Source organism: Paenibacillus agilis (assembly GCF_007786455.1).
GTDB lineage: Bacteria > Bacillota > Bacilli > Paenibacillales > Paenibacillaceae > Paenibacillus_B > Paenibacillus_B agilis.
Window position 1 is genome coordinate 78,978 of the sequence record NZ_VNJK01000002.1, and the last position, 14,827, is coordinate 93,804.

The 14,827-nt window shown below is 39.9% G+C and carries 13 protein-coding genes; all 13 read right to left on the reverse strand.

Features of this window, described 5'->3' with window-relative positions:
- Positions 1-11: 11 nt before the first annotated feature.
- Positions 12-1,262: a flagellin lysine-N-methylase gene (fliB, locus tag FPZ44_RS16805; protein ID WP_144991941.1), complete on the reverse strand. Its 1,251-nt coding sequence runs from the start codon at positions 1,260-1,262 to the stop codon at positions 12-14.
- A gap of 21 nt (positions 1,263-1,283) precedes the next feature.
- Entirely contained in the window at positions 1,284-3,161 is a 1,878-nt protein-coding gene (locus FPZ44_RS16810) for a tetratricopeptide repeat-containing glycosyltransferase family 2 protein (protein WP_144991943.1), read from the reverse strand.
- Between the two features lie 4 nt (positions 3,162-3,165).
- On the reverse strand, positions 3,166-4,269 hold the full coding sequence (locus FPZ44_RS16815; protein WP_144991945.1) for a glycosyltransferase: 1,104 nt from the start codon (positions 4,267-4,269) through the stop codon (positions 3,166-3,168).
- Between the two features lie 67 nt (positions 4,270-4,336).
- On the reverse strand, positions 4,337-8,884 hold the full coding sequence (locus FPZ44_RS16820) for an IPT/TIG domain-containing protein (RefSeq protein ID WP_144991947.1): 4,548 nt from the start codon (positions 8,882-8,884) through the stop codon (positions 4,337-4,339).
- An 18-nt stretch (positions 8,885-8,902) separates the two neighbouring features.
- Complete coding sequence (locus FPZ44_RS16825) at positions 8,903-9,250, reverse strand: hypothetical protein (protein ID WP_144991949.1); 348 nt, start codon at positions 9,248-9,250, stop codon at positions 8,903-8,905.
- Positions 9,237-9,638 (reverse strand): flagellar export chaperone FliS, encoded by a 402-nt coding sequence (gene fliS, locus FPZ44_RS16830; RefSeq protein ID WP_261378400.1) that lies wholly within the window; start codon positions 9,636-9,638, stop codon positions 9,237-9,239. The genes FPZ44_RS16825 and fliS overlap by 14 nt, the downstream gene beginning before the upstream one ends.
- Positions 9,639-9,669: 31 nt before the next feature.
- Positions 9,670-11,166 carry a flagellar filament capping protein FliD gene (fliD, locus tag FPZ44_RS16835; RefSeq protein ID WP_144991951.1) on the reverse strand — a complete coding sequence of 499 codons (1,497 nt, stop codon included), beginning with the start codon at positions 11,164-11,166 and terminating at the stop codon, positions 9,670-9,672.
- 17 nt (positions 11,167-11,183) lie between these two features.
- A complete protein-coding gene (locus tag FPZ44_RS16840) occupies positions 11,184-11,519 on the reverse strand; it encodes a flagellar protein FlaG (RefSeq protein ID WP_144991953.1) in 336 nt (111 codons plus the stop codon).
- A gap of 91 nt (positions 11,520-11,610) precedes the next feature.
- The gene (locus FPZ44_RS16845) at positions 11,611-12,441 is read right to left on the reverse strand and encodes a flagellin N-terminal helical domain-containing protein (RefSeq protein ID WP_144991955.1); all 831 of its coding nucleotides are present in this window, start codon (positions 12,439-12,441) and stop codon (positions 11,611-11,613) included.
- 165 nt (positions 12,442-12,606) lie between these two features.
- Positions 12,607-12,849 carry a carbon storage regulator CsrA gene (gene csrA / locus FPZ44_RS16850; RefSeq protein WP_144991957.1) on the reverse strand — a complete coding sequence of 81 codons (243 nt, stop codon included), beginning with the start codon at positions 12,847-12,849 and terminating at the stop codon, positions 12,607-12,609.
- Entirely contained in the window at positions 12,849-13,277 is a 429-nt protein-coding gene (locus tag FPZ44_RS16855; protein WP_144991959.1) for a flagellar assembly protein FliW, read from the reverse strand. The genes csrA and FPZ44_RS16855 overlap by 1 nt, the downstream gene beginning before the upstream one ends.
- Positions 13,278-13,344: 67 nt before the next feature.
- Positions 13,345-13,917, reverse strand: coding sequence for a DUF6470 family protein (locus FPZ44_RS16860; RefSeq protein ID WP_144991961.1), 573 nt, complete (start codon positions 13,915-13,917; stop codon positions 13,345-13,347).
- 10 nt (positions 13,918-13,927) lie between these two features.
- Positions 13,928-14,821 (reverse strand): flagellar hook-associated protein FlgL, encoded by an 894-nt coding sequence (gene flgL, locus FPZ44_RS16865; protein ID WP_144991963.1) that lies wholly within the window; start codon positions 14,819-14,821, stop codon positions 13,928-13,930.
- Positions 14,822-14,827: the final 6 nt, after the last annotated feature.

The following is a 14,827-nucleotide window of genomic DNA, read 5'->3' on the forward strand; positions in this document are numbered from 1 at the left end:
TACTTATTAAGCTAGGTTATATTTGTTGTTACATTTATATCTTTAATCAAAGTAGCAATATGCGCCAGCGAATTAAACTTGTTGTTCTCCAACAGATCTATTACACTCCTTGCAAAGTGTGCATTGTGCTCCATCGTTTTAGATATCGATTGAATCGTTCTGAGGACGATGTCATGATCTAATCCATTGTGACATCCAGCTACGCCAACCAAATGTATTTTCATCAATGCATAATAAATCATTATGGCAGTGTATTCTTTAAATATTATAGATAAATCACTAGGAAAGGCTTTAGAGAATATCGTGTTAACTATATAATTTTCTAACACGTATTCATGTCGATTCATATATGGTGCATAATAGACCATAAAATTCTGCTTATAAGTTTCAAATAGTTTAGAAGAGGGAGTATCTATTTGCTCAACCCCATACCCTATCTTCATCTCATTAAATACTTGGTCATATCTTTTGCTCGTCGCAGATTGCTTATGTCTAAATTGCAATATTTCCATTATAATTCCAACTTGCACATCTGTGTTAACCGCAATATTCTGAATTGCATTTATATATCCCACATCAGACATTTTATTACGATAGTCCGCAACTATAGTCTCGATATCCACTGTATTTCCTGCATCAATCTCTTTTTGAATACGATCAATAAATAATCCTAAAATAATTAATCGATTACAAAGCTCCAGCTTTCTATTTTGTGTAATTTCAATACTGAACATCCGAACAGACCAAAATAAATGTTGATAATTCGAAGTATCATTCGTATTAATTAATCGTGCGAGGGACCAATTTCCTGATACTTCGTAATCTATTTGTTCAAAATCTATCCCTTTTTCATTGAACAATGCCAACCGAGCGATTTCAGGGCAAGATACATTAGCAGAAAGTTCAAATTGTTCACTAACGTGATTAAGGACACGAGGGTAGGTCGCACAAGTAGGGGATAATGCTCCCTCTCCTAATTCTTGTTGAATAGAGCACCAACTCTCGCTTGTAAGCATGGGACATTTTTTATCATCATCTAATATAAAATATGCATAGTCATTTTTTGTTTTTGTTCCCTCTGTTTCCATGCGCATACTATTTTTTAATTTATTTTTCAGTTTTAGATTCTTCGTTTTCTTATATTCTTTATAGACTTCCTTGTTGAGGGTAATTTTCCAACCTGCACAACAAGTATCTTCACAATCTCCACCTATACATGAAAACTGCTTCATGTACGAAGGCATTAAAGTATTTTCATTCATATCCGAATCTCCTTTAGTGCATTATTTCATTAGCTGCTGATGAATCCACCGCGAATGCGGTTGAAGCCTTTGCATTTCTCGTATTAATATTTGTTGTTCAGCAACGTTAACACTAAGCAGTTTCCACATGCGATATAAGCTATCCATGCTCTTTTTTATATTGGCTGCTTGCTGATAGTAATAAAGAGCGTCTGAGATATGACCGATCTTCTCCAAGGATTTGGCTGCCAACATAAACACTTTATAGTTGAAAGTAGCATGCTTATCCTCAACTAAAAGGTCTAGCGCTGGTTCGTAAAAGCCAAAGGCAGCAAATTGTTCACTCATTATATATCTCATCTCTGGATCTAACGCGTAAGGAAGTATCTTCTCCAAAAGATCGTATCTCCGTAAATGAAGCAAATCTTTAATTAATTGCTTCCATATATGTTTTAAAGTTGAAGACAGGCTGCTCTTTTTTGGTTCATCTAATAAGAGAAGCTGTTGCAACCATTTATTTTCTTGTTGACTTAACCCAAATTTCAACTTATAGGATTGGAAAACGGAACTATCTCCGGTCAATAATCCTAGTAAAATAACATCATTTAAAAATGGCTCAACATTATCGTTATCATTAATTATGGAAAGCTCATGTTGTACTGCTTCGTAATTCCCTTTACATAAGAAATAAAATACCGAGATAGGACGAGACGCATTTATTGATGCCTCTTCCATAAATGTAACGAACAGCGGATTTCTCAGATGGTAGAGAGCTCCAATGATTTTTATGTAATGTTCCTGCTTAAATGGAATTAATGAAGCTAGTTTAGACCTTAGTTCTTCATAAGTGAGAGCCGGTTGTACTTCTAATAAACGATTCAGAATCATCGCATTATCCGGAGACAACGTCAGTGCACGTTCCAAATATCGTAATGCCTCTTCCAAATCCCCTTCTATTTCAGCAATTTCGGCTAATTTAACTAACGCTAAATAGGAATCTGTTCCCACTTGATATACAAAATCATCAGCTCTGCCTTTTTCACCGATTGCCAGACATTTTTTAAAACATCTTTCTGCATCTTTTACACAATGTACTTCCAAATAGCAATGTCCAACTAAGAAAAATAAATCAACTGCGTTTGGATATAACTGCAGAGCATCTTCTCCTACTTGTATTGCTTCATCCCATCTTTTCAATTCGAATAGACATTTGATAATGTTGTAGACGACTTTCTGAGAGAAACTAGTAGTTTTTCCCGATGCATACGACTTTTTCAGTGCTTCAAGAGCTTCTAAATATCGATTATCCTGCATGTATTGTGCACCAAGATTAAAGTAATTAAATGCACTTGGTTCTCGATCAATAGCCTTTTTAAGAATGCGCATATTTCTAGTAGATTTATCTTTTAACTGTACATTTTTCTGAAGATATCCATCGTGTTCAATATAGCTGGATAATGCCCCCCACTGCTCCGTCTCGTAATTAACTGGAATTTGCTCATGTAGGGCTCCCACATATCTATACTTTGGTGTATTTTTAAACAATCTTGCGAACTGATGAATGATAGTTTCACCTGAATCCACCTTATTGTGGATACTAACGTTATAAAAATCTTTAACCAAACCTGATTGCAATTCATTGTTAGTATCTATAATTATTTCATCTGCATCCAGTTGAAGGATGTAGGTTCCCGTCGCATGACCTATGGCATAATTCCGCGCTGCTGCAAAATCTTCGTTCCATTCAAAATCATACACATGCTGCGTATAACGACTAGCAATCTGTTTAGTCCGATCATTCGAACCTGTATCTACAATAATGATCTCGTCCACCACATGTTTAGCACTTTCTAGACAGCGCTCCAAACAATGCTCTTCATTTTTGACTATCATACATAGTGAAATCGTATCATTATTCATCGTATCATCCCTTTATTAGCTGCTTTAATCGTATTACCGATTGATTGGCTAGTTCATAATTGTACGAGTTGCCTTGTTCATAGTGATATAACGCAAGTTCTATATTTCCAGTCAGCTCATAATACACTCCCAGATTGTAATGTGCTTTATACGTACCAACTCCTGCAACCGTCTCATACTTTGAAGACGTCGGAGCCCCAAGCTGCAAACAATTCATAAATGCGTCTGGAATATACGGTAACCATTCTGGATTTTTTGCCTCTACAAGTGCTGTACCGTACATATAATATAAATCGGTATAATCGGGGTAAATATCAATAGCATCATTTAGACATTTTTCGAATAGTCCCCACTCTTTCAAATGGATATATGTATATCCGAGCGTCAAATAGGTTGTACTTAAATAATGCTGTTTGGTAGAAGCCATGCTGTCTATACATTTCGTAAGTGCCACAGCTGCGGATTGGTATTCTTTCATTACATAATAGGTTCTGCCTAATTGAAATAATAAGTAGCTGTCATTTTCATTGGCTTCCAAGCTAGCTTGGATCAATGCAAGATTACGTCTGTATTTGTCTTTACTCTGGATTTCTTCATCCTCATAACCAAAATGATCAATTACAATGCCTGTCCGAATAGATTTAATGGTTTCTTGCTTATAAACTAGCTGTTCATGAATTCTTCCCTGATATTTATAATCTGGTCGATTTGGAAATAATCGAGTAATGGTAGACTCAGAAATCTCCCCTGATTGAGTTGAACTTCTAATAACCACATCACCCGCATAACCTTTACCTTGTTCCATGATACGAAGAGCTTGTTCCATAATCTCCATATCACATAAACTAAGTCGCTCATCTGCATCAAGCACAAGAATATATGGTTGATTGGCATAGGATATACACGCATTCCTCATATCTGCAAAGCTATTATTCCAGGTCATGCCGTACACCCGTGCTCCACTATTTGCTGCAATGCATCCCGTATTGTCTGTAGAACCTGTATCAAGAACAATCACCTCTTTTACATATGGCTTTACAGACTCTATCGCTTGACGGATATGCTTTTCTTCATTTTTTACGATCATACATACGGATATAGGAAGCATCTTCTATCATCTACCTCTCTTCTAAAATGGAAATGAGCAGGTGCAATGCACCTGCTCATCCTCTTATTTACAGATACGTAAATCCACCTGTAACAACTACTTCACCTGAACCATTGACTACTTTAACATCTACAGCTCCTGCAACTTGTGTACGTGGAACCAACACATCTACTCTTGTTGCCGAGAAGTAAACCGTTCTTACTTCTACACCGTTAATGGATACTTTTGTGGCTTTATTAAAGCCTGTTCCATTAATAGTAATATAGTAATTGCCAGATGTTTTACCGCTGTTAGGACTAATGCTAGTTACTGTCGGTGCCTGTCCTTGCTGGCCACCAGATGACTTATAAGTAAAACCGTCCGATTTTACTGCTTCGCCTTTTGTACCGTTCACTACTTTTACTTCTACAGTTCCTGCTGTTTGCGCTGCTGGTACTAACACATCCACTCTTGTTGCCGAGAAATAAACCGTTCTTACTTCTACTCCACCAATGGATACTTTCGTTTCTCTATCGAACTCTGTTCCGTTAATCGTGATGTAGTAGTTGCCTGACAATGCTCCATTGTCTGGAGTAATGCTTGTAATTGTCGGGTTCACAACTGGTGGTGCATTGTATGTGAAACCATTGTCTACTACTGCTTCAAATCCTGTACCGTTTACTACTTTTACTGTGACAGGACCTGGTGTTTTTGTTGCCGGTACAAGCCCTTTCAACTCTGTTGCAGATACGAATTCTGTCGCTACTGGTGTTCCACCAATATGCACAACCGATTTATTATGGAATTCTGTACCTGCGATCGTAATTTGGTAATTACCCGCCATTGCTCCGTTGTCTGGAGTAATGCTTGTAATCGTTGGAGCTGTTTGCGTCGGTGGCGCGATGTACGTAAAGCCATCTGCTTTTACCCCAGCTTTTGTTCCATTTGCTACTTTTACTTCCACAGTTCCTGGTGTTTGTGCTGTAGGTACCAACGCATCAACTCTTGTTGCAGAATAATAAACTGTTCTTACTTCTACTCCATTAATAGATGCCTTGGATTGTTTAGTAAATCCTGTTCCCGTAATCGTAATGTAATAGTTACCCGCAAGCGCTCCTGTATCTGGGCTAACGCTCGTGATCGTTGGGGCTTGTTCTTCTGGTGGCGCGTTATACGTAAAGCCATCCACTTTAATTGCTTCGCCCTTCGTACCGTTCACTACTTTAACCTCTACAGCTCCTGCTGTTTGCGTAACTGGTACCAATGCTTCCAATTTAGTTGCTGAGTGATAAACCGTTCTTACTTCTACTCCACCAATGGACACTTTCGTTGCTTTATCGAATTCTGTACCGTTAATTGTGATGTAGTAGTTTCCTGCCATTACTCCATTATCTGGAGAAATACTTGTAATTGTAGGAGTAATAACTGGTGGTGCATTGTATGTGAAACCATTGTCTACTGCCGCTTCAAATCCTGCACCATTTACTACTTTTACTGCTACAGGACCTGGTGTTTTTGTTGCTGGTACAAGACCCTTCAACTCTGTCGCAGATACAAACTGTGTTGCCACTGCTGTTCCGCCAATATGCACGACGGATTTACTATAGAAATCTGTACCTACGATCGTGATTTGGTAGTTACCTGCCATTTCTCCATTGTCTGGAGTAATGCTTATAATCGTTGGTGCTTTTTGCTCTGGAGGCGCGTTGTATGTGAAGCCACCTGCTGCTACTGCTTCACCCTTCGTACCGTTTACAACCTTAACATCTACTGCTCCTGCTTTTTGCGCTGCTGGTACTAACGCGCTCAACTCTGTTGCAGAGACATAAACCGTTCTTGCTTCTACTCCACCAATGGATACTTTCGTATCTTTATCGAACTCAGTTCCTTTAATTGTGATGTAGTAGTTCCCTGACAATGCTCCATTATTCGGAGTAATGCTCGTAATCGTTGGGTTCACAACTGGTGGTGCATTGTATGTGAAGCCATTATCTTTTACTGCTTCAAACCCTGGTCCGTTTACTACTTTTACCGCTACTGCGCCAGCTTTATTTGTCGCTGGTACAAGTGCTTTCAACTCTGTTGCGGATACAAATTCTGTCGCTACTGGTGTTCCACCAATGTGCACAACTGATTTGTTGTGGAATTCTGTACCTGCGATCGTAATTTGGTAATTACCTGCCATTGCTCCGTTGTCTGGAGTAATGCTTGTAATCGTCGGTGCCTTTTGTTCTGGAGGGGCGTTATACGTGAAGCCGCCTGCTACAACAACTTCACCTTTTGTGCTGTTTACTGCTTTTACATCTACTGCTCCTGCTTTTTGTGCTACTGGTACTAGCACGCTCAATTCTGTTGCAGAAACATATACCGTTCTTGCTTCTACTCCACCAATGGATACTTTCGTATCTTTATCGAACTCAGTTCCTTTAATTGTGATGTAGTAGTTCCCTGACAGTGCTCCATTATTCGGAGTAATGCTCGTAATTGTTGGATTCACAACTGGTGGTGCATTGTATGTGAAGCCATTCGCTTTTACTACTTCATAACCTGTGCTGTTTACTACTTTTACATCTACTGCCCCTGGTTTGTTCGTCGCAGGCACTATCGCCTTCAACTCTGTTGCAGAGACAAATTGTGTTGTAACCGGCGTTCCACCAATGTGTACAACCGCTTTGTTATGGAATTCTGTACCTGCGATCGTAATTTGATAATTACCTGTCATTGCCCCGTTATCTGGAGTAATGCTTGTAATTGTTGGTGTTTTCTGCTCTGGCGGCGCATTGTACGTGAAGCCACCTACTTTTACTGCTTCATTGTTTGCACCATTCGACACCTTAACATCTACCGCTCCTGCTTTTTGCGCAGCTGGTACTAGCGCACTCAATTCTGTTGCAGAAACAAATATCGTTCTTACTTCTGTATTGTTAATAGATACTTTAGAGTCTTTAGTAAAACCTTTACCAGTAAGCGTAATATAATAGTTACCTGCCATAGCTCCGTTATCCGGAGTAATGTTCATAAGTTCAAGTTTTTCTGGTACTGGCGGCGCATTATATGTAAATGCTCCTTCAGCCGATACTTCAGACAGAGTACCATTAACAATTTTCACGGCAACAGGGCCATGTACTGTACTAGCTGGAACTAGAGCTCGAAGTTCTTTACTTGAAATAAAAACAGTTCTAGCTGGAACGTTGTTAATGCTAACGACCGAACCACTGTGGAAGTTTTCTCCCGCAAGCGTTACGTAATATTGACCTGCCATATCACCTTTATTAGGTGTAATACTAGTAAGTACAGGCACTGGATGCAGATACTCATACCCTTGGCTTACTACAGCTTTCTGAGCATCTGGATTCGTTACAGTAACATTAACCTTCCCTGCTTGACCAGCTGGAGCTGTAACAACCAACTTTTCAGAACTTACAAACTCTACATTTGCTACTACGTTATTACCAAAGGACACAGTAGACGTAGCTTTGAAGTTCTTACCGTTAATTGTAATCGTTTCTCCACCCTTGCTAGCACCTAGGTTAGGCTCAATAGATGTTACTTCGGGACCATGAAGAGATACATCAACAGTTGGCTGGTTCACTTGGAAACTTTGCTGTTGATCCAAATGATTCTTATAACTTACTTGAATTGGCCCTTCCCCCAAAGAAACCTTTCCAATGGAACCATTTTGTTTATGCTTAACTTTAAATGTTAGAGTTAATAACTCTTCTTTAAGCTCATTGAACTTCCAAGTCACTTTATTGCCTGCTACTACTGGTGCAGGAATATTATGTTCGTACGAACCAGGAACGATCTCGAATTCAGGAGACAAGACATCCTCAATCACTACGTTATACGCACTCGCTATACCGATTTCTTTCGAGATGGTTTCATAGACTTGTTTCAATTTATCAGAACTATATTCAATATAATGGTGTTTCTCAGTTGTAGCCATGTTTCTCATTAGTTGTTTGATGCTCTCGTTGTCTCTGCCGCCTTGAGTCAACAAACCAACTGTGTAGAACACAATACCTTCATTTTTCGCAGCTTGAGCTTCTCGTAATGCATCTGGGAAAGAATTTGCTGCTCCATCTGTCATCAATACAATTACCGGTTGTGCACCGGAACGGCGGTTATTTAATTCTGCTCTTGCTTTAGCAATAGCATCATGAGTGGCTGTACCACCACCTGCAGTTAAAGTTTCTATGTAAGCATTAATTTCTTGAGCATTTGTAGATAAAGGCTTAGTGCTAGCCGAAGCACTATAGTCGACTATACCAACTTGGTGTTTCGTTGGGTCAAGCATCTTCGTCTGATCAAGCATATTGACGAAATGTTGAGCTGCTTCTTTCGCATTTTTCATTTTATCTTCGCCGTTGTTCTCTGGATGGCTCGCACCCATACTTCCCGAACGGTCAATGACGAGAATAACATCATTTGGCTTTACAAAACCAACTGGTGGACTTCCTTTTACTTGCAATGTAACTTCAGCTTCGCCACCCTCTTTCAATTGTGCCGGTGCTGACTTGTTAACGGATACCGTATGAGTACCTGTTGCAGCTGAAATCGTTGCTAGAGGCAAACTAGTAAATGCTAATACAAATACAAGTAGCATTGCTAGCAGTCTAGATCTAAATAAGCGCACGGTAGTTCCTCCTATTGTTTATTGTTTTCTATCCAAGAAAAATGATTCTTGGCTAGCTTGATACCGCTGATATTGATTATTAGCAGCTTGTTTCCTATCTAGCAAATCCATTTTGTTGCGTAATTGTGACTGTTCGAATTGAATAATATCTATGAGTTGATGATGATAACGCTGAATTTCTTGCAGTTCAGTTTTGTGTTCAGGACCGATAGAATATATGGCCAATTCTTCATAGCATTTATTAATATGAGAAGAGACTCTTTCATAAGCTTCGAAAGAAGGCTCCTTAAGAATCTCTAGGTAGTAATCCTTGAGTTGCATAAGCCACTCCGCCACCCAATCTTTCCCATTATTAGACAGTGACATGCTGTCCACTCTTCCTAACGATTAATAATGCCTCTTTCCACGTTTCCACCATCTCTTTAGAGAACTCCAACACATCGTCTAACAACTGTTCATTGCGTTGAATCATGAAATCAGTCAAGTGACGCTGATAAAACATATACAAATCATATAACTCACGAGCAATCGCATGCTCCATATTCAATGTGATTGTAAGCTCATTAATTATATCTCTCGCCTTATATATGAAGCGATTCATTTCCTCAAATTGTTGCTGAGCAAATAAATGTTTCGCTTTCAGCAGAGACTTAACCATTTCTTGATATAACAACAAAGTCAATTCACCTGGGCTAGCTGTCTCTACCTTAACTTTCAAATACTGATCTTGTTGCTTAGCGTTATACATCATCATTCATCTCTCCATCAGTCAATCTTTTGTTACGTCACATTGCGCCTAACTGCTGCGATAACCAACTTCCTTTATTGTTCAATCCTTGAAGCGACTTTTCCATGGCAGTAAATTTCTTGTAATACCGATTTTCGATATCTACAAGGCGTGCCTTAATTTCTGATTCCTTGCGGCTTAATGCTCTTAATTCTTTACCCATTAAGCTTTCATCCATAGATTCCATGGACACAGTAGAAGAGCCAATCCTCTTACCTATACTATCAATTCTTTTCGTAGCTACTTCATAGATTCGCTCTGCAAATCCTTGCTCACTACGTCTAGTTGCAGTGTTAGCAGCTGAATTGGCTGGTGTGTTTGATGATTTTGTAAAGAGTGTAACTACCTGATCAAACTTTGTATTAAGCGCTTCGTCTAACTTCGCCTCATTAATTTCAAGCTTACCATTCTTCTTATAATCCGAAGACTGCTTAATCCCGATATCTGAAAGAAGCTTAATGTCATCCTTACCCACACCTGCTAGTGGGGTCCGGATCGCCACTCGTAGTTCATTTACAGCACTCTCTAGAAAGTCATCACTATAAAGGGTACCTTGTCTCGCCTTTTTCTCCCACTGCTCAATTTGCTTGTCTGACATCGCATCTCGTTCTGCGTCAGTAAGCGGCTGATAACCGCGGTTCGGACGAGTCGTAGTAGCTTCAGAGAATTTGTCCACTAAGTCATTATATTTAGCTACAAAGTCCTTGATTTTTTCTTTAACACCTGCTTGGTCTACATTCGTTCCTAACGTAAATGTTCCCGTTCCTTTTAAAGCTACCGAGATCCCATTAATATCAACCGTATTACTAGAAGACTTAATAGTCGTCGGTTGACCGTTAATCGTATACTCAGCATCTTTACCCGTTGCCGCTGCTGCGTCCATATTAAGTATGCTTTTCAAGCCAGTACCGCCCACAGTAACCTTGGCTGCACTGCCCGATTCAGCAGAACTTAGCATGAATCTCTTAGTATTCTCATCAAAATACGCACGTACGCCTGTATTACCAGAAGCAGCATTTATATCCGCAACAATTGACTTAATTGTTGAAGTACCTGCCGTCACGTTAATGGTAGTGTTAGTCGCACCATCTTTATTTTGAATTGTGAACGTCCCACTCGTAGTGACTGGATTTTTCAGATCATGAGTAACAGGGTCACCAATTACTAATGCCCCAGTAGCTAGGCTCTTAACATCTACTACAGCACTAGTTGCTGTAGGCTTGTTTGATAAAACATCTGCAACATTGGTATTAGAAGATGTGACTTTTACTTTTGTAAATTCACCTTGCATGCGCAAGTCTGTGACACTATTTCGGAGCGAAAGCATTGTTGAATTGGCTGAACGATATTCTTCTCGCTGCCAAACAAGTGACTGCTTTTGACGATGCAGCTTATCTAGTGGAAGTCGCTCCGCTCGCATCATATCACTTACAAGTTTTTCAATATCCATACCAGAAGAAAATCCGCTAACGCGAATCGGTCCGCCTATTGCCATAACCCTCTCCTCCTTACTTAAATTTTTTCATCTAGAAACAGACCATTTTTCACACAAATGTTATACATCATATCTAGCATTTTCTCACTAGGTATTTCTTTAATAACCTCATCTGTGCTGCTGTCAACAATAGTTACCATGATGGCATTCATGTTGTCATGCATCTTTACCTTGATATGTGTCTGGTTTTCCTGCATCGCATTGTTGAACTTATCTACTAACTCTTCTACTGTATATTTCTTCTTAACCTCAGTGCTTGCCAGCTCTGCCGCCATGCCCGTTTCCTGTGAAGTCGGCTCAGATTTGCCTGAAGGGAACATGGACAATGTCGGTTGAACAGAATCAATCCGCATGAATTCCACCTCATACTTCTATAATGAAATAGGTAAAGGTACTCTAAGCATAAAAAAAGCCGGCCGGAAAACCGGCCGGCCTTGTCCCAAATTAACGGAGCAATTGCAGTACACCTTGTGGCTGCTGGTTAGCTTGCGCCAACATTGCTGTTGCAGCTTGGTTAAGAATGTTATTCTTCGTAAAGTTACTCATTTCTTTCGCCATATCTACATCACGGATACGGGATTCAGCTGCTTGCAAGTTCTCAGCTGTTGTACCCAAGTTGTTGATAGTGTGCTCAAGACGGTTTTGAACAGCACCAAGGTTAGAACGAAGACCGGATACTGTGTTAATTGCAGTTTGAATCTTCGTCAAGTTCTCTGTAGCTTTAGCGTTAAGCTCTGTAGCGCCAACACCTTCCAGAGGAGTCAAAGTTGCAACTCCAAGTGTTGTTGCATCTGCTTTCTTAAGGTCAACAGCGATTACTTCACCTTCGTTAGCGCCAACTTGGAATGTAAGTGTAATATCTTCAGCCATAAGTTTCTTTTGGTTGAATTGTGTTTGCTCAGCAACGGAAGTGATTTGTTGAGACAATTGTGAAATTTCAGTATCGATCTTAGCAGCATCTGAAGTTGTCAATACTTCGTTCGCACCTTGAACCATCAACTCAGACATACGTTGAAGCATAGCGTGAGTTTCGTTCAATGCACCCTCAGCAGTTTGAATCAAGGAAATGCCGTCCAAAGAGTTCTTGGAAGCTTGCTCCAAGCCACGGATTTGGTTACGCATTTTCTCGGAGATTGCAAGACCAGCTGCATCGTCAGCAGCACGGTTGATACGGTATCCAGAAGATAATTTCTCCAAAGATTTACCTTGTTGAGTGTTGTTGAAAGACAATTGACGGTGTGCATTGTATGCACTCATATTGTGGTTAATACGCATGATTAAGTTCCTCCCTGGAATCGTGTTATGGTGTTCGCTTCCTTGCTCACACCCTACTAGTCAAAGCATGTTCTTCGGCCGATAGAATCATTACATTTGACCTATTACTTATTATATCGGCTTCACGTTCACGAAGTTTATAGCTGATAAACATTTTTTTATTTTTTATCGTTTTTTATTTAAAATACTACTGCTGATTGCACCCCAGTCCTCTGCGGACAAGCTTTCCTTCGACGCAGCTTCGTTTTGTGCCTTTATGCTCAGATAAATCTCTTCTCGATATACTGAAATGTCGGAGGGAGCATCTACACCAAGACGAACTTGATCGCCGTTCACTTCAACTACCGTTAATACGATATCATTTCCAATCATAATCTTCTGACCTTTGCCCCTTGTTAATACGAGCATTACGATTCGCCCCCTATCGGATGCTGTACATCGTATGAAACACCTTCCAATACGACCTGAGCAGCTTGCCGAGATTCTGTATTAATAATGATAGGAGCTTTCAAGTTTGTTGTCATTCGCTCCTCACCTTTAATTGTCACGATCGTTCTAACTGCCACCTGATGCTCTGACTCAATCTCAAGCTTATGTTTCCAATTTCCAGACAATTCAAACCCATAATCAGACTCATATTTAAATGGATCAACTACGATAAACGTCAAATCCGCATCATCAACACTTTGCAACAAATCAATCTCGACCTTAAATCCTACAGCCTGAAGCCAAACATATTCCTTAAAATCTGAGAAACCAAGAATTCCTTGCTCGAAGCGGATAATGTCGGAGGAATCGACCTCTAATAAACCTAATCGTGTAGACTGTACTTCCATAATTATGTGTCCTCCTCGAAATAAAAATAGCTATAAAGAACAAAGTTCTATATAGCTAGATCATAATTTACATGACAGCATCTAACTGCTGGCCAGTGGCATTAAAAAATATAAAGTTCTTTTGTATTAGGTATGGATTAACCTTACCTGGATAGTAATCAATCGAAGGTTTCGTACGATGATATTCGAAACGAACTTCTCCCTGCTTCCAATCCGTCTGAAGCTTTCCGGGCATGTAGACGACATCCACATTATCGTAGTTAGGTTCGCCTAAAATACTTATCGGAAATTCCCTAAACATTCTTTCACGAGCTATTTCTGCAAAAGCATTGCTTTTCTCGTGACAAGCCATCATCCGATCGCCTTCTTGAGCTAAATTCGCAATATTTTGCATGGATATTTGTAAAGACTGCTGCGCTATTCGATCTGTAACTTCCTCGAAGCGCCCTCTACCGAGAGCAGACCATGCCTTCCGTGAATCAATAGACAATTCTCCGTCAGTACGCGATAGCTCCACCGTGACATGTTCTTGTTTAATTTCCAATTGCGGAGGCGGCGTTTCAATTGTCAACTGACCTGATTGCCGTTCAAGTCCGATCCTTGAAAATTGCTGTTTTATTTCAATGCGAGGCAAGTTCACTTTGCTTCACCTACCGTAGAAAATCAAGCAAGCTTGGACGTGAAATACGCGCAATCGTATCCAAGGAAGCTTGGAATATACTTTCTGCTGTTTTCAGTTCCGTAATAACCTTAGGCATATCAATATCTTCTGTTTTCGATTGAAGACCGATGTAATTTAAGTTCAAATCCTCTAATCTGCTCGTTGTGAACTCAAGACGATTTTGCTTTGCTCCAGCTTCAGCTTGAGCTAATGTCAATTTCTCTAAATTAGCTTGGAGCTTAGGTATAGCAGATGCAATCGCATTTGTATTATCATCTTCTAGCGCCTTCTTCATGTCAGCAACCACTTTGAACATTCCGTTTGCCTCACCGAATTTACCAAATACGCTGTCTCCAAGTAAATTTACATCAACATAAAGTCCTGCCCCAACCTGATACTGCACAACCCCTTGATCCAGTTCATAATTTTCTTGCGCTGGATCCGGTGGGTACGGTGGTTGATCAATACGTTGACCATTGAAAATATACTTTCCTTTAAATTGGGAATTCCCTAGTGATACAAGGTGAAGGTAGAGTTGTTCTACTTCACTAGCTATACTTTCACGGGCATCATCAGGCACTGTATCAGATGAACCTTGAACTGCCAAATCGGATAAACGTTGAATGATTTGTGTTGTTTCGCCAAGTACTTCATCCGTATATTTCAGGAAGCTATCTGCATCCTGGACGTTGTCTGTGAATTGAGTGGTTGAACTTATTTCTGCTCGATAATGCAGTGCGCTCGCTACGCCTACAGGATCATCCGAAGGTCGATTCAAACGACGGTTTGTCATCAACTGTTCTTGGTATTTATCAAGCCGTTTGTAGTTGGCCTGTAAGTTCTTCATCATGGAATCGCCCATCATGGACTGTGTAATACGCATCTAGCT